Source organism: Clostridium sp. DL-VIII, from assembly GCF_000230835.1.
Classification (GTDB): Bacteria; Bacillota; Clostridia; order Clostridiales; family Clostridiaceae; genus Clostridium.
Genome location: NZ_CM001240.1, coordinates 1,017,239 through 1,033,440, shown reverse-complemented (window position 1 = coordinate 1,033,440; position 16,202 = coordinate 1,017,239). Strand labels below are relative to the sequence as shown.

The 16,202-nt window shown below is 35.6% G+C and carries 17 protein-coding genes; 2 read left to right on the top strand and 15 right to left on the bottom strand.

From position 1 onward, the window contains the following. Positions 1-117: 117 nt before the first annotated feature. From CDLVIII_RS04760 to CDLVIII_RS04740, 5 genes are all read right to left on the bottom strand, one after another. Positions 118-1,506, bottom strand: coding sequence for a 4Fe-4S binding protein (locus tag CDLVIII_RS04760; RefSeq protein WP_009168295.1), 1,389 nt, complete (start codon positions 1,504-1,506; stop codon positions 118-120). 12 nt (positions 1,507-1,518) lie between these two features. Then, positions 1,519-2,292, bottom strand: coding sequence for a twin-arginine translocase subunit TatC (gene tatC, locus CDLVIII_RS04755; protein ID WP_009168294.1), 774 nt, complete (start codon positions 2,290-2,292; stop codon positions 1,519-1,521). A 14-nt stretch (positions 2,293-2,306) separates the two neighbouring features. Continuing rightward, positions 2,307-2,501 (bottom strand): twin-arginine translocase TatA/TatE family subunit, encoded by a 195-nt coding sequence (locus CDLVIII_RS04750; protein ID WP_009168293.1) that lies wholly within the window; start codon positions 2,499-2,501, stop codon positions 2,307-2,309. Positions 2,502-2,546: 45 nt separating this feature from the next. Further along, the gene (locus CDLVIII_RS04745; RefSeq protein ID WP_009168292.1) at positions 2,547-3,518 is read right to left on the bottom strand and encodes a DUF362 domain-containing protein; all 972 of its coding nucleotides are present in this window, start codon (positions 3,516-3,518) and stop codon (positions 2,547-2,549) included. A gap of 685 nt (positions 3,519-4,203) precedes the next feature. Continuing rightward, positions 4,204-4,665, bottom strand: coding sequence for a MerR family transcriptional regulator (locus CDLVIII_RS04740; RefSeq protein ID WP_009168291.1), 462 nt, complete (start codon positions 4,663-4,665; stop codon positions 4,204-4,206). Positions 4,666-4,850: 185 nt separating this feature from the next. Between CDLVIII_RS04740 and CDLVIII_RS04735 the strand changes: the two genes are divergently transcribed. Next, positions 4,851-5,696 carry an aldo/keto reductase gene (locus CDLVIII_RS04735; protein WP_009168290.1) on the top strand — a complete coding sequence of 282 codons (846 nt, stop codon included), beginning with the start codon at positions 4,851-4,853 and terminating at the stop codon, positions 5,694-5,696. Between the two features lie 68 nt (positions 5,697-5,764). Here CDLVIII_RS04735 and CDLVIII_RS04730 read toward each other — a convergent pair whose 3' ends face one another. From CDLVIII_RS04730 to CDLVIII_RS04690, 9 genes are all read right to left on the bottom strand, one after another. Further along, positions 5,765-6,979 (bottom strand): sugar efflux transporter, encoded by a 1,215-nt coding sequence (locus CDLVIII_RS04730; RefSeq protein ID WP_009168289.1) that lies wholly within the window; start codon positions 6,977-6,979, stop codon positions 5,765-5,767. A 155-nt stretch (positions 6,980-7,134) separates the two neighbouring features. Further along, positions 7,135-7,650: a histidine phosphatase family protein gene (locus CDLVIII_RS04725; RefSeq protein ID WP_009168288.1), complete on the bottom strand. Its 516-nt coding sequence runs from the start codon at positions 7,648-7,650 to the stop codon at positions 7,135-7,137. 304 nt (positions 7,651-7,954) lie between these two features. Continuing rightward, the gene (locus CDLVIII_RS04720; protein WP_009168287.1) at positions 7,955-9,055 is read right to left on the bottom strand and encodes an alpha/beta fold hydrolase; all 1,101 of its coding nucleotides are present in this window, start codon (positions 9,053-9,055) and stop codon (positions 7,955-7,957) included. A gap of 474 nt (positions 9,056-9,529) precedes the next feature. Further along, a complete protein-coding gene (locus CDLVIII_RS04715; protein WP_242835821.1) occupies positions 9,530-10,531 on the bottom strand; it encodes a carboxylesterase family protein in 1,002 nt (333 codons plus the stop codon). A gap of 415 nt (positions 10,532-10,946) precedes the next feature. After that, positions 10,947-11,594 (bottom strand): flavodoxin, encoded by a 648-nt coding sequence (locus CDLVIII_RS04710; RefSeq protein ID WP_009168286.1) that lies wholly within the window; start codon positions 11,592-11,594, stop codon positions 10,947-10,949. Between the two features lie 395 nt (positions 11,595-11,989). Beyond that, positions 11,990-13,150: an iron-containing alcohol dehydrogenase gene (locus tag CDLVIII_RS04705; RefSeq protein ID WP_009168285.1), complete on the bottom strand. Its 1,161-nt coding sequence runs from the start codon at positions 13,148-13,150 to the stop codon at positions 11,990-11,992. A gap of 12 nt (positions 13,151-13,162) precedes the next feature. After that, positions 13,163-13,615, bottom strand: a complete 453-nt coding sequence (locus CDLVIII_RS04700; RefSeq protein ID WP_009168284.1) for a flavodoxin family protein — start codon at positions 13,613-13,615, stop codon at positions 13,163-13,165. Positions 13,616-13,628: 13 nt separating this feature from the next. After that, entirely contained in the window at positions 13,629-14,381 is a 753-nt protein-coding gene (locus CDLVIII_RS04695; RefSeq protein ID WP_009168283.1) for a carboxymuconolactone decarboxylase family protein, read from the bottom strand. Between the two features lie 17 nt (positions 14,382-14,398). Beyond that, positions 14,399-15,166 (bottom strand): EFR1 family ferrodoxin, encoded by a 768-nt coding sequence (locus CDLVIII_RS04690; RefSeq protein WP_009168282.1) that lies wholly within the window; start codon positions 15,164-15,166, stop codon positions 14,399-14,401. Positions 15,167-15,295: 129 nt separating this feature from the next. Between CDLVIII_RS04690 and CDLVIII_RS04685 the strand changes: the two genes are divergently transcribed. Next, entirely contained in the window at positions 15,296-15,682 is a 387-nt protein-coding gene (locus CDLVIII_RS04685) for a MerR family transcriptional regulator (RefSeq protein ID WP_009168281.1), read from the top strand. Between the two features lie 150 nt (positions 15,683-15,832). Here CDLVIII_RS04685 and CDLVIII_RS04680 read toward each other — a convergent pair whose 3' ends face one another. Then, positions 15,833-16,051, bottom strand: coding sequence for an antibiotic biosynthesis monooxygenase (locus tag CDLVIII_RS04680; RefSeq protein ID WP_009168280.1), 219 nt, complete (start codon positions 16,049-16,051; stop codon positions 15,833-15,835). Between the last annotated feature and the right edge of the window lie 151 nt (positions 16,052-16,202).

The window sequence follows — 16,202 nt, the reverse complement described above, 5'->3', positions numbered from 1 at the left end:
TCATTGAACTTTAGTAAATAGTACCAGAAATGCCACATCGTCGTAACACAAGTGAGAACAATGCTTATACGATTATGCTCAAGACTGCCATTAACCTCTAGATGTTGATGTGTTCTTTTATCTCGGTGTAACCTGTATTGCTGCTATGCCCTCGACAGGACAGTTTCGTTCGCAAGTTCCACAACCCACACAAATATCTGTCTGAACTACTGGCTTGTTTTCCCCTTCAAGATTAATTGCCACACGCAAACATTGCTCGCCACAAATAAAGCAATCTTTGCCCTGGCTCCAAGCCAGACAGCGAGACTTATCGATAGTTGCCTTTCCCATGTTGACATTTTCTACTGGTACCTTTGCAATTGCTCCGGTAGGACAGACTTCCTGACAAGCTAAACATAAACTACAATTTGCTTGACGTGCGATGATATAAGGTGTTTCGAATACATCAATACCATCAGAAAGTGGCATAAGCTTTAACGCATTGTTCGGGCACACTTCTACACATCGACCACAACGATTGCAAACAGCTTTGAACTCAGACTCAGGAAGCGCACCAGGTGGTCTCAATACTTTTTTATAAATACGACTAGCCTTACCCCAGATCGATACCACTATACCAACAATAAACACACCTGCAAATTTTAGAAATTGTCGACGAGTAAATTGATTTTTATTACTAGTATTATCTCGATTTATAATTTTGTTTTTTTTACTTTCTTCATTAGATGAGAAATTATTTATCCTAAAACTTATTGTTTTTGTAGGGCAAGTAGATGCACATTTTCCACAAATTAGGCATCCTTCTCCAACAACACCTTTCTCATTTGGTGCGGCTCCTGCTGGGCATTGGTTCATACACTTATTACAGTGGATACAATTGCCATTTGTCTGATATTTAAACAAACGTAGTTTTGAGAGCAATGAGAATAATACACCTGTTGGACAGAATATAGTACACCATATCCTTCCCAAAAAAACAGTAACAATAAAAATAAAAATCAATATCCATGGAACAGTACCTAAGAATATTCTCACAATTTCATGGCTGAATAAAGCAAAAGGAGTTAGTGAAGATGCAAAATTGAATTCCAAAATAAATGGAATCAATAGTAAGCATAACCATAAATATCTTATTGGCAGTAGCTTTATTATAATGTTTTGTCGAAACTTCGCCCATTTTTTTAGGGCTATATGCTTAAATATAAGATTACCCAATATATCTGCAAACGTCATGAAGGCGCCAAACGGACATAACCAGCCACAAAAAAATCTGCCTACTAAAAGCGTAGCAACAATGATTAGTATTGGTAACCATGCCCATGCAGGGAATACGTATTCAAATCGTAACTGACCAAGCAACATCCAAGGATCAAAATGTGAAAACCATTCTAGGACATAAGCTGACTCGTCCAACGGATAAACTAGATAAGTAAAAAGAAAAATGAAAGTAGATAGCGACAAGATTTGCAGGGCATATCTTGAGTAGCTCAATAACTTATATTTCATAAGTAACACCTCTTATTCTAACGGATATATTTGTTTTGCTAGCTCATATTCTGCAAGCTGCTTTGCTTTTTTTCGTTTTATGACTGCCATGGAAAACAAAATGCTGACCTCATACAAAGCAAGCATTGGAACCGAAAGCATAATTTGCGACAAAACGTCCGGCGGCGTAAAAAACATGGCAATAGTTAAAATAATCAAAACGGCATATCGCCTTTGACGTCGTAGCTTTTTCGGAGTAAGCAGTCCAATCTGACTCAAAAAGCATGTGACAAGTGGGATTTGAAAAATGAGTCCAAATGGCAATAGCAAGTTTTCCAAAAACGAAAGATATCTGCTGGCCGAGATCATGACCGAAAGTCCTTCAGTATAACTAAGCAAAAACGTGCTTAATCCAACCTGTAGAACATACAGATATGCAAATACGATTCCCACTGCAAAAAGTATAATTGAAAAGAAAACATAAATGAAAAACGCTTTTTTTTCATGCTTATACAAAGCCGGAAGTGCAAATGTAATTATTTGCCACAACACAATTGGGCTTGCAAGGATAATCCCTGCTACAAGGGCTAGTTGCAACTGTATCATAAACCCTTCGGTAACACCCATTATAACGGGATCTTTCCCTAATCTTCGGATTGGATCAAATGCAAGATTCATTAGAGGATCTCTTAATAAGAAGTAACAAATCAATACACCAATTATGATGGCAACACAAGAAATGATTAGAACACGACGCAGATCATTCAGATGCCCAAACAGAGTTGTATTTGCTTCCTCATTCTTCATACTGAACCACCATTTTATGGCTTACTTTGATCATCTTTGTCATTAATTTCTTTTTTTATTGAAGCTTCTGTTTTATTCAATGCGTCTTTAAATTCTCCGATGCTCTTACCTAATGATTTCCCGATTTCCGGTAACTTACCTGGCCCAAAAATGACCAATGCGACAACTAGAATCAGTATAAGTTTAGTAATACTTATATCTCCTAACATCTTTTCACCTCTTCAAATTTTTATAGTTTTAATTAAAGACTAGTTTTATGCGTTTAATTTTTTTACAGTGATTTTTGATAAGTCCATATTTCCAACACCTAACTGTGATGCCTTAACTATATAAGTAATATCGTTTGGATCTACGCCGAAAAGATTTGCTCCATAAGCATCCACTGCAACAGGATCAAAACCAAAAACCACTTGGTTCCACTCTTTTATTGTTCCAGGACCTGTAGGGCCATGATCAATGATGCCTTTGATAGCATCCATAATAATGAGATCCGCTTTGCGATAACGTGACAACTCAGCAATACACGAAGCAAGATCTGTGCTATGAAAATACCCACGATCCCAAACTAACCCCATCATGTTTTTCATGCTCATGGTCACCTTGGCCATCATGTGATTTTTGAGAATAGGCATATTAATAAAAACATCAGCGTTTAATACATCCTTGGAGAACAAAACACTCTTTAAGTTATCGCCACCCATATCCACCGATTGAAAATTATTTTGCGCATTGATGTTATAAGCCTTTCCTCCAGCTTTTTCTACAGCATCTTTAATGCCACTTGTAACTAAACAGGTTGGACCAGAAAATGGAAAATCCACCACATTAACTGCTTTTGCTCCAGCTGACAGGCATTGTTTCACCACAGCCGCTACCAAATCTGGATTGGTTGTTGCTGCTTCCTCTGGTTTACGCGGCACGCTAAAATTAGCTTTGATAACAACAGTATTTCCACTTTTTATAAATTGTCCAATTCCTCCAAGTTCACTGAAACCTTTTTCGATTAAAGCCGCAGGATCTGTTCCTGAAATTGCAAGTAGGGAATCTTTGTCTACTGCCGATGAAGTAGATGAAGATGATGAAGATGCGGTACTTGAAGTATTATTTTGACTTCCACCTGAATTTGATCTTACGTTGACACCACAGCCTGAAAGACCTGCAGCAACCAAGCCGACTGCCATACCTCCCAAAAACTGCCTTCTGCTCAATTTGTTCTGTTCACTCATAATATTTCATCTCCTTTTCTTAATAATGACTTTTCTATCATATGTAATCTTAAGGAAAAATTGTGAGAAATTTGTGAGAAAACTATGAGAAAAGAATAAAACTTATAATCATAATATTTATTTTATACCATAAACGATACGATTATGAAATATCAAAAACAAGCAAATATAAAAAATATAGATTACAATGTACAAGAAGAATTTTACATAGGCAAAAATAATAAAAAGTTAAAAGTAGAACACTCTTTTGACCAAATGAAAACAAGATATAAATTTTTGAAGATTTATGTGTAAATTCAAATAACATATTAACAGAAAGCATACTTCTTGCTATGGCACATAATATAAGCAAACTACATAGTAAAATACAAGCTGGGGGTACTGGTAATCATTTATTTAAATTAAAAAGTATCACGTATAAAAGATCTTTTATAAAAGCAAGTCATGTCACCCGTAAATGGTGGTATTCTAAATACAAAAATAAGCTATCGTTAATACGACAGCCCCTTTTTTGACGGCTAGTATAAAACTTGTTTTGATATAGCCCAATCTTATTAAAGCATATAGTCCTCAAAATGTGTGGCATTACTTCCAATGGGATTTTATGTTATACTAAGTTTACATTTTGTATCGAAATGACAGTTATAGGTAAAGCACCATTCTAGCGAAAAGGAGTGATAATTTTTTACGAAGCTTCATGCCCGACCGAAACCGAAGATATACACTTCTTCTCTTGTGATTCCGGACTAGAAATACTCCATGTCCCTGGATTACTGTTATCAGGTATACGATGATTCATGATATCAAGGTACCATTTTTCTTTATGCTCAATATATTGGTATCTTTCATTCATTTCCTTCAATTGTTCCTCTAGTTGCTTCTTTTGCTCCATAATAATTTCATATCTTATTTCTATAGTGGATTCTCCCTGCAAGCACAGGTCTACATAGTCCTTAACAGCTTTTACGGACATACCAGACCCCCTAAGATTCTTTATTCCAATCAGCCAATTCTTAGACTCTTCATCAAAAAGCCTGTTTCCATTCTTATCACGTTTTAAAGTAGGTACGAGTCCTATATCTGTATAATACCTCACCGTATGTTCCGTCATATTAAGGAGTTTTGAAATCTCTTTTACTGTATACATTATTACCTCGCTTCTATCGTCAAAGATGAAATATATTTTAAAAATAATTTTTATAAAATTCTTGACTTCGAGTTACTCGAATGGGATACACTAATTTTAGCACAGCTAATTCAATTGTGTAAAGATAGTTCTGCTTAAGTTAAATTGCGAAGAGCAGAAAAAATTAGAATAAAGGAGAAATTAGTATGAAATATGTAGAATTAAACAATGGTGCCAAAATGCCGATTTTGGGATATGGAGTATTCCAAATTCCAGATCAAAAAGAATGTGAAAGATGTGTACTAGATGCAATAGAGGTAGGTTATCGTCTAATCGATACAGCACAGGCTTACGGTAATGAAGAAGCTGTAGGTAACGCTGTTAAAAAATGTGGTGTTCCAAGAGAAGAATTATTCATCACTACAAAGGTATGGATTGCTAATGCTGGATATGAAAATGCAAAGAAATCTATCGAAGAATCATTAAAAAAACTTCAATTGGATTATTTAGATTTATTATTAATCCATCAGCCATTTAATGATTATTATGGAACTTATCGTGCAATGGAAAAACTATATAAAGAAGGAAAACTTAAAGCAATAGGTGTAAGTAACTTTTATCCAGACAGATTAATCGACTTAACTAAGTTCAATGAAGTTGTTCCAGCAGTAAATCAGGTTGAAACACATGTATTTAATCAACAAGTAAAGGCTCAGGAAGTAATGAAAAAGTATGGCGTTCAGATTCAAGCTTGGGCACCTTTTGCCGAAGGGAAAAACAACCTATTTAGCAATGAAATATTAAAAGAAATTGGAGATAAATATAGTAAGTCAATTGCACAAGTTGCTTTAAGATATCTTATTCAAAGAGGAGTATCAGTGCTTCCTAAATCGGTTAGCAAGGAAAGAATGATACAAAATATTGACGTATTTGATTTTGAATTAACAAAAGAGGATATGGATTTGATTGCTGCTTTAGATAAAGGCGAAAGCTTATTCTTCTCACATTATGATCCACAAACAGTTGAATATTTAACAGGCTTAGTAAGATAGAGGAAACAAACTTTCTGAAAAAACCATGCATAAACAATTTATATGCATGGTTTTTAATTTTATAAAAATTAATCTAGTTCTATAGCTTTTTCTAACTTCTTATTAGGTCTTGTTTTCCATAATATAAGGAACGAGAAAACAATAATTACAAGGCATACCCAATAAACATGACGAAATCCTGCAAACTGAGCAATGATACCGCCGCCTAAATTTCCTACTAGCCTTCCAATAGTTGACCCATTTGAGTATATAGTTGTAGACATTCCTGGTGAATTAGGCATAAGATCCGTGAAATAACTTAAACCATTTCCCATGATAATAGCTACAGTTGTTGCCTGCAAAAGCTGTGCTGCTATTAGCTGCCATGAATTTGTAGATACACTTAAAATCACATAATAAATAATAGAAATAAAACAGCCGTAAATCATCAAAGCATGATTAGATATTTTTTTACTAAGGGCCCCCAGCACAATCATAATTGGAATTTCCAAACCAGCAGAAATACTTACCACTAATCCAACATCTGCATGGGTTCCATGAAGCTCATTTATAATAAATAATGGGGTATTAATTCCATTAACAGCATTGACTGCAAACAGTAATATAAAAGCTATAAATGGCAGCATTATCTGCCTGCTTTTTAGTGAAGTAACTTCTGTACTTTTTTTCTTGTGAGTATTATTACTCTTAACTACTTTTCTACTTTCTAAAAAAAAGAATACAATAAATGAAATTATAATAAAAATCATGAATGTCCCCAAAAAGAGTCCCTTGTATCCCAAATATCCTAAAATCACCGTCCCTCCTAGCGGTCCTATTAGAAATCCTAGAGATACTAAAGAACGTAAGGCTGACATAGCAAAGGTTTTATCATCAGATTTACTTGCATTTGCTGATTCCTGAGCATAAGCATAAATCTGTGGCATGGCTGCCGCACCTAATCCTGTAAAAATACTAACAACAATTAGTAGAATAAAGAAGTTATGAAAAACTAAATACGAAGCATATCCCAAAGCAGATGATATCATAGCTGAAATAATAATCCATTTTCGATCCATCTCACTATCTGATCGTTTAGCAATAAATGAATTTACTACCACTCCACTCAATGATGTAATCGCCATAAAAATCCCAAAAGCTCCTGCACTCATTCCTAGTTCCTCAGTACAATAAAGTGACAAATAGGGCTGGGTAATAGAAATTCCAATACCTACTAGCAGCATGCAAATAATAAACAGACTATATCCATTAATGGCAAATAAGTTTTTTAAACGTCTATACACATTTTCCCCCTCCCTGTAGGTTCCAAACTAACAATTATGTTATTCTTTTTATTATCCTTAACTATTGGTTTACTAACTCTTTTAAATATTTTAACAATTAAAATTATGATTTATAATCTCAATTAATTTAAATTCTTTATTTTCATATTCAAATTTTAAAATACAACAATTCCCAAGTCTTTCTTTTTGATCAACAGGGCTTGTATGCTTGTATGCTGCCAATATCTCATAAATTGTCTACAAGCTGCTCCATGAGATACTATTAAAACAACTTCATTATCTTCTTCCATTATTTTTTCACAAGTATCAGCAACTCTTTTTTGAAATGCTTTCTCTTCTTCTCCACCATAACTCGCAAAGAAGTTACCATAAGGAAGTGATGGATTTAAATCTTCACTTTCACCTTCAAAAGTTCCAAAATTCCATTCCTTTAAACCTTTTAATCTTGTATAAGGAATATCAGTTACAATTTCTAACGTATCACAAGCTCTTTCAGCTGTTGAACTATATGCATGATCAAAAATAATATTGTGCTCTTTGAAATATATTGAAGCAGCCTCTGCTTGTTTAACTCCGAGTTCTGTAAGTGGAGAATCACACCAGCCTTGAACTTTCCTTCTAACATTAAATAACGTTTGTCCATGTCTCATCATATATACTGTTTTTTTCACTGTCTTTCTTCCTACCGCATAGTAACTTATATTATTATCATAAACCTTTGAGTTTACTCCATGTCAATGCTTTTTTAGATTTTCATTCAATGGATACAATTTATTTGAAAGTGAATTCCTCTAAGATTATTGGAGGCATTTATGTTTAACAAGTATTATGATTGTAAACATCTAACAACAACTCAACGCATTATAATTGGAAAAGGTCTTCGAAATCCGCATTTTCATTTTAAGGTATAAAAATAGAGCCTTTGCTTCATAGTTAAATCAACTATTTTGCAAAAGCCCCATTTATTTTCAAAATTTATTTAACATTCTCTTGAATCCACTTTTCAATATGATCAGCTATCTCACCATTATTTAAATCCTCGAACATAAAATGATCATTTCCTGTAATACCTTCCTTAGGAAGATCTACTACCGTACATTTTCCACCCTGAGCGGTATAAGCAGCCGCAAAATCATAGCAAGTCTGACGCATTCCCTGCCACATCTTTGTTGCTTGAATTGACGGATCCCCATTATCGATATAATCACCAAAATAAAATGTCACTGGTATATTCTTGTCTGTAACTGCCTTATAATCCTCTGAACCAGCAGCTGGTGCTCCGCCTGGCTCGATTGCAACGATTGCTGCAATGTGATCTGTGTATCCTGCTGCTGTCCATCCTGGACCACCACCTTGAGAATGTGTTACCAAAATTGAATTTTTTCCTGTTCTTTTATATACCTCATCAATTGTTGCGGCTAATGCCTTTGCCACTGTCTTATTATCAAAGTCTGCTCCCATATCTGATTTCATACCTGTATCCGGTGTCATCTGCCTAAAGAACTGATCTACGGATGTATCATCATTTGGAAACTGAGATCCTTCATTGACAACAGATTTTCCGTTTTCCCAGCGTCCGATTCTAAACTGGGTATACCAGCGTTGATCTAATGTCTTCGTACTGATATTACCACTTACAGAAGTCATACCAGCCTCTCCACGTCTCGGTTCATCCACTAGGAATACACCGTGTCCTTTTTTCAGGAACATCTCAGACCAGCCTTCCCTGCCATCTGGCGTTGTCATCCAGCCCATACGCGACTGTCCATAACCATGTAGAAACACCATTGGAAGTTCTGTATTTTTTTCTGGAATTTGGTAGAGTACATTCGCGTGATCTACATGAGAAGTCTGTCCTGCTCCACTTTCCTCCCACTGATTCTCTGGATTAAATGTACCATTAGAAGTCACTGTAGTTCCTCCTGCTGAGAAGATTCCCTGCTCTGCAATAGACAAAACTTTTGAATCAGTATCGTCTTTTGTTTTAGTATTATTCGCAGCATTTCCACATCCAGCTAATAATACTACACTTATTACACCTGTTAACAGTAACGCTGTTATTTTTCTCTTTTTCATTAATTTCTTTTCCCCTTTTTTATTAATTTCTCTTTTTCTTATTCTAAAATCATGTTTCTCACACTGGTAACATTAACTATTTTATTGTCTCTTCACTAGTTCTCTCTTTACATTTTTATTATAAGTAAATTTAAGAATTAACAGAAGTTTCAATAAGTTCTTCAGTGTAAACCTAAAGGTTGTAACTCGAATTTTAAAAAATCCACGAAGCATCGTGGACTTTTAACTTAATTTATTTCTCATTCTTCTAATATGTAGTATTATGTCAAGAAAACGTACAAATCAAACTTTAACCAGCATCTCTAAAACCCTGTTATATAGGTTATGATAGCAAGGTTTTAGAAATGGCTTTTTAACAAAATGTTAATATTTATAATTTGGTGCAAGTAGTGATAGCAAATTCTTATCATGATTATACGCGAGCCTTACCTTGTTATCAAAAATCATTGTCGCACCACTTTTACGATCATAAGCTTACCACTTAGGTAAATTGTCGGTACTTGGGTTACCAGTCTTTGCAAAATTAATCCATGCCTGACTCATGCGGTCTTCAAGAATCTTTGCATCTTGACCTCCACCAATTATTGTATCCGCTTTATCTATATTATCAAATACAAATGGTATCTCGGATGTGTGGTATGCAGTGAAAACACCATTCATAACCGGAGATTCCCAGCTGAAAAGATATGAATAAACAGGTGCGCCCTGTTCATCTGCCTTGTGAGACATAATCTTTAACATCGGCAGTCTGATTGTAGTTGAATCAACATATACTGCATCTGCCTTCTTTTTATCAGGGTATGCTTGAAGAAATGCTTGTACAACTTCATCCGCCTTATCTCCATAAGCTTCCTTTAGATGCTGGTCAATTTCTGCTTCAGTCCATGTATTTGGATTATCTGACTGTGCTTTCTCCATATTGAAGACTTGTGACATAGCTGTCCACTCTGTTATGTTTGATCCAATCAAAAGCGGTATATCCTTACCAGCTTCCGCAAATTCTTTATCTGTAACCGGACTTGTAGGCATATAGTCTCCATCTACTACCGGTTCCCATGATAATAAATATCCTCCTCCAAGTGCTGCCGGAATATGAAGTTCTTCTGCTGCCTGCTGAAGTGCTTTGTCAGATGCTTCTGTTAGTTGTTCATATGGAATAGTCTGAAGTTTTTCTATCTGATCCCCAGTAATTCCAAAGTTTTGAAGTGTAAGTTGTGTCACCCTTTTACTTGCTTCTTTTGAAGTAAAGCTAACTCCCATTGTTTCTGTGGCACCGCTCTCAACAATTCCTTTCTGGAAAAGTCCCTTTGCGTATGGAGTCGTCATAAGTGCAAGTACCTTTGCACCTCCACCTGACTCTCCAAATACCGTAACGTTATTTGGATCACCACCAAACTGTGCAATATTGTCATGAATCCGAGAAAATGTCATTACACCAACTAATGCGCGCAAAACAATTTGTTTGTTCTCTATCATATATTGTTTCCTCCATTTTTAAATTGAATTATTCATTACATAACATCTCAAAAATCAACTATCCCACTATAAAAGTTAATCCCCCCTAATATTAATATTTCTTCAAAACTCTAAAGCTATAGCCTTTATGTTATGTAATCTTGAATACTAGAACTTAGCATAGAATAATTATAGTCGAGAAAATAATTTCACTAAATATACATATTACAGATAAAGTTATATATTTTACAGATTTTTTCGCGAAAACTCCATAACAAATAACAAATAGCACTTAATTCATAGAACAATTTTTACTGCACCAAATTTTGTGATTTTAGTTTTTACTACTAACATACACTAAGATTTTAACCGATTAGCATATGCCTATGCTGGACTAACAAAATACCGAGGCTTGTAATCCTCGGTATTTACTGTTCTATTTATTCTCCAACAGACCAATTTCATTAAGCCACTGTTTGATCTTTTCTTCTTTCACTTGGTTTACTGTAAGACCTTTTAGTACTGTTGCATCCTTGCAAATATTGTTGATATATTCCATACTGATATCTATATTATTGTCCTGACTTGTGCAAAATGGTACGATCGTCTTTCCCCTCAGATCATAGCTTTCTAAGAAAGTTCCTATTGCCATTGGAGCATTAAACCACCAAATTGGATAACCAACATAGATTACATCATAATCATCTAGACTATCCAGCTTGTTTGCCAGCTTCGGTCTAAGATTCAGTGTCTTCTCAATCCATGCTGTTGCCGCAGTTCCCATAAAACTTGTCCTATAATAACGATCTGTATAAATCTGATACATATCCGCTCCAGTTTCTTTCTGTATCATTTTTGCAGCTATTTCTGTATTTCCTCTATTTCTATTTAAACTTGCTGATGTTATTGCATCAATATCTGTATCTGTTTCAATAACACCTGCTCTTGTAAAATACACAACAAGGGACTTTGTTCCTTCATTTCCTTTGACAACCTCATTTGTTACATTATCTATGGTTTTACCTAGCATCAGATACCAATACCCAAACACTGTTATTATGATCAAAGCTAAAATTGCTACCATTCTAAACTCCTTTTTTTTTAGTTAATTGCTTTTTTACCATCTCATTAGCACCCCTTTTCAGACAAACTTATCTGTTCGTCAACCTTTTTGTCAATTACTTTCTGCTCGTTCATATCAAAAACAGGAAGAAAATTATCCACCATAGTACCTATCAATAAGCATGTCCTTTCTTTTTATAAATATCGTAACTAATCCAACTTGAGAGCTTAATAAGAAACCTTGGAATTATAGGTACATAAATCCAAGGTTTTAAATATAGTTAATTTAATTTTTATATAAATTTCTTAAGTTGGTGATACTGGTCGTATGCTAAGCCCTTCCTTTACAGTAGCTACTGGCTGCAATTCTTTGAAAGTACTACTAAAACTATTATAAAGGTCTTACGTGCTTTCATATTACTTACATTCCTTTAAAATTTCAAAAACCTCGTCCCTTTCAAACTTTTTACAGCATCCGGCTGTTAAATTACAGGTGTCTGCCACAGAACGCAAGATTTTTTCATCTGTGATACCCATTTCTGAAAGTGTGGTTGGCAGTCCAATTTCTTTTATAAATGCTTCTAGTGCATCCACACCTGCCAGTGCGATTTCTTCTTCGCTCTTATCTGTCTCGTCCACATTCCACACTTCTCTTGCAAGGCGGGCAAACTGCTTTGTTCCTTCTGGTGCCATGTGACGATACAATGCTGAATGAATAGCTGCCAGTCCCTGACCGTGATTACAGTCTGTGTATGCTGCTAGCTGGTGTTCAATCTGATGTGCCTGGAAATCCGTAACTTTACCAATCTTTAAGATTCCGTTTTCTGCCATGGCCGATGTCCACATAAGTTCACTTCTGGCATCCATATCTTTCCCATCGATAAGTAACTTGCGGATATTTCTTATCGTACTTCTCATAACTGCCTCATTAATTTCATCAGATGTATTGAAATCTCTCGGTGAACCAAGATAAGTTTCCATGCAGTGACTTAACGTATCAAAGGCACCAGAAATCACCTGTTTCATTCGTAGTGATACTGTATATGCTGGATCAAGAACTGCAAAGCTTGCATAGGTTCCCATGATTGCACCTTTCCACAGTTTATCCTCATAGGTAATGACTGCCCATTGATTCATCTCAGCTCCTGTTCCAGATGCTGTAACCACTGCTCCCATCGGTATTCCAGTTATTGGAAACTTATTGGACTTGTATTCCATATCCCAGATATCTTCCTCTAAAGCTGCCTGCGCCGATACCACTTTACAGCAGTCTATAACAGAGCCACCTCCAACTGCTAGGATAAAGTCCACATTTCTTTCCTTTACAAGTTTTGCACCTTCCTGTACCTTTGCATAGGTAGGATTTGGCATGATACCAGAAAATTCAACTACCTCTTTTCCAGCCTCCGTAAGAAGCTGTACCAATTCGTCATACACTCCATTTTTCTTAACAGAGCCTCCACCATATGCAAGCATAACTGTTTTGCCTATTTTTCCAAGTTCTGCTCCTAACGCTTTCTTAGCAGCACCTTCTCCAAAATATACCTTTACTGGGTATGAAAATATAAATTCATTCATTATTAATTCCTCCTATTCTGGTTTTTCCATATTATTAAGTTCTGATACTCCGACAGCAAATCCTTTTAATTCCATTCCAGTTACTCTACACGCATTTTTAATCAGATATTCAATGGTATCCACTGCTTCCTGACTCGGTGCTCCTCCCTGTGCAAAGAAATAAAGTTTTTTTCCGCGAAGTGTTTTAGCTTCTGGCAGCATATAAATTCTGTCAAAGAAAGTTTTTAGAAGTCCACCGACTGAGTACCAATATACCGGACTTCCAATCACCAAAGTGTCTGCTGTTTTAATTTGAATGAACATCTCCTTTATCTGATCGTCCTCAAATACCTGCCCATACTGATAGATTTTGTAGTCAGCCATTTGCAAAATATCATACTTTATTCCTTTTAAATAATCTGTTCCCATTTGAAACGTATTTCCATTTTTATCTGGACTTGTGTTCATAAATAATATTTTACTCATTGTGTATCCTTTCTTATTCTGCCTTTGCAGTAACTTCATCAATAATATTCATCGCATTCAATGTACGTGGATAGCCGATGTATGGCATACATTGTTCAACAACCTGATACAGCTTTTCCTTACCATTACCAACACCAAAGTTTCCCATTGTATGACCACGCAGCTGATTCTCACAGCCACCCTGTGCTAGAATATAGCAGAAGGTAATCATCTCTCGCTCTTGATTATCAAGTCCGGTTCGGGTGTAATAATCGCCAAAACAGTTATCAGCCAGCCAGCGATTTACATTTTTTCTTAAAACCGGGCCGTTGATCTGTCTGTCAGCCATTCCTTCACCAAACAACTCCACCTGCTTTGCCAGACCTGCATCAAAACGACTTTCTGCATTTGTGGTAGTTTGTTCTTCCAATGGAAGTTTGATGCCGTGCTGTTGCATGATTTCACTTGTAACAACCACATAATCATAGATACGGCCAATTCCCAAATATGCCGTTGCCTGATAAACAACCTCACGGATAGCTACTGGGTCAATCCCTGCATTTAATGCAGCATGTAGCATATTCCGATATTCTCCCATCCCCTGACATCCAAGCAATGCAGAAAGGATACATAGCATTCGCTCTTTTTCTGTTAGGCTTCCAGTATTGACTACTTCATTCTGAGAAAAGTTCGCAGTAATTTCTATCCATTCTGGATCACTTACTGCCAAAGTACTTTCTGCTCCTTTAAACAGTTCGTCCATTCTTTTCTTTGCTGCTTCATTCATATTGAAACCTCCTTTTTTTACTTATTTTGGTTGTTAGCTTCTATAATTTCATTCAGTTCAATATGCTCGTTTCGGTATCTTGCATCAGGATTTTTTTCTGGTATTACAATTCCAATTGCTTTCTGTGGACATGCATGTGCACAAGCTAGACACGTCTGACAGTTACCTGGTATATGAGCGGCTCTTCCATTCTCTATTTTGATCGAACTGGATGGACAAACCTTCTCACAGATACCGCATCCTACACATTTTTCTCCTACCTTTAAAAGATGCTGCCATGCATCAGCAGGCATTTTGCTCATATTTCCAAGAAATTGCTTATGTGCTTCTCTATCAGTATCTGTTACTTCAGAAATCATTTTCTTTTTGTTTTTAATATCTTCCACGATTTCAGCAATATGTTCATCTACCTTCTTATCAAGCAAAAGCTGCTCATTCATATCAAAACTTGGAAGCCAGTTATCTACCATAATAATAATATTGATATAGCTTGCTGTTATTCCACATTCTTTACAAAGATTATCAGCCAGTTCTGCTGCGCCGCCATGACGATTTCCATAAGTCAGAATCAGATAAAAATACTCTGTGTCAAATGTACTTTTTTTCAAAAATTCCTTTACCATAGGTGGGACTTCATGCCCATAGACAGGAGACACAATACCTATACTCTCATCTCTATAGCTTAATTTCTCCTTATTTATAATTTGTGGGATGCTAATTGGTTCGTCGTCGATATGTTTTGCTACATAAAGGCTATTACCTGTACCTGTAAAATAAAATAACATTTGAAACCTCCTTGCATAACTTTTTTCTTTTTGTTATGATTAGATTGTATCAATCGGTTGTAACAACCGGTCAAGTGTTTTTAAAAAATTTTTTAAATCTGAATTTCAAAACAAAAAGGAGAATGAAATATGTATACGATGAAACAGGTTTGCGAAGCTACCGGATTGACCTATGAAGCATTAAAATTCTATTGTAATGACGGTCTCGTACCAAACGTAAAACGTGATAAGAATAATCGTCGCATTTTTGATGACAGAGATTTAGCATGGATCAAAGATTTGACCTGTTTAAAGAAGTGTTCTATGAGCATTGCAGATATGAAAGAATATCTTGCACTTTGTCTGGAAGGGAAATCATCTATTCCATCTCGTCAGGAAATGTTGAAAATAAAAAAAGAAGCATTACTTTCCCAAATTGAAGAGATAAATGCTTCTATTAATTATATTGACTGGAAACAAAACTTTTACGGAGATGTACTTAGTGGCAAAACAGAATACACCAGCAATCTGATATAATATTTGTGTCTCATATCTTTAACGTCCTACTGATGCGAAACACAGATTGACATTTCATCATAATTTCGGATACCCCATAACTTTATCCAGAAACTCGGTTGCCATGGTTTCAAGCTCATCCGGCTTGCTGGCAACCTTTCTTCAAGTAAATCAAATCTTTGTGGCTTTATATGCTTCTGCATGCAGTGGTTCACGTAAAAATTCAGACAGTCCCTCAACAAATGTGTTAAAATGAGCAGTTTGTGTGTGATGCTTATTAGCATTCTCATCCTCAAACTTCTCTATAAAAACAAAATTATCAGGTCGTGCAGTATCTTCATAGAAATTGAAACTTATACATCCCTCTTCGACCTGAGTTGATGCTGTCATTTGTTTGCAACTTAATCAAATGCAAAGTTGTCAAAAAACTCAATAAATTCTGGTTCTGTTTCTAAGAACTTTGATTCATATCCTGGAAACATCCTCTAATGATACTCTTTTGAAAGATCTATAATTGCCATTTTAAATCTCTCCTTTATTT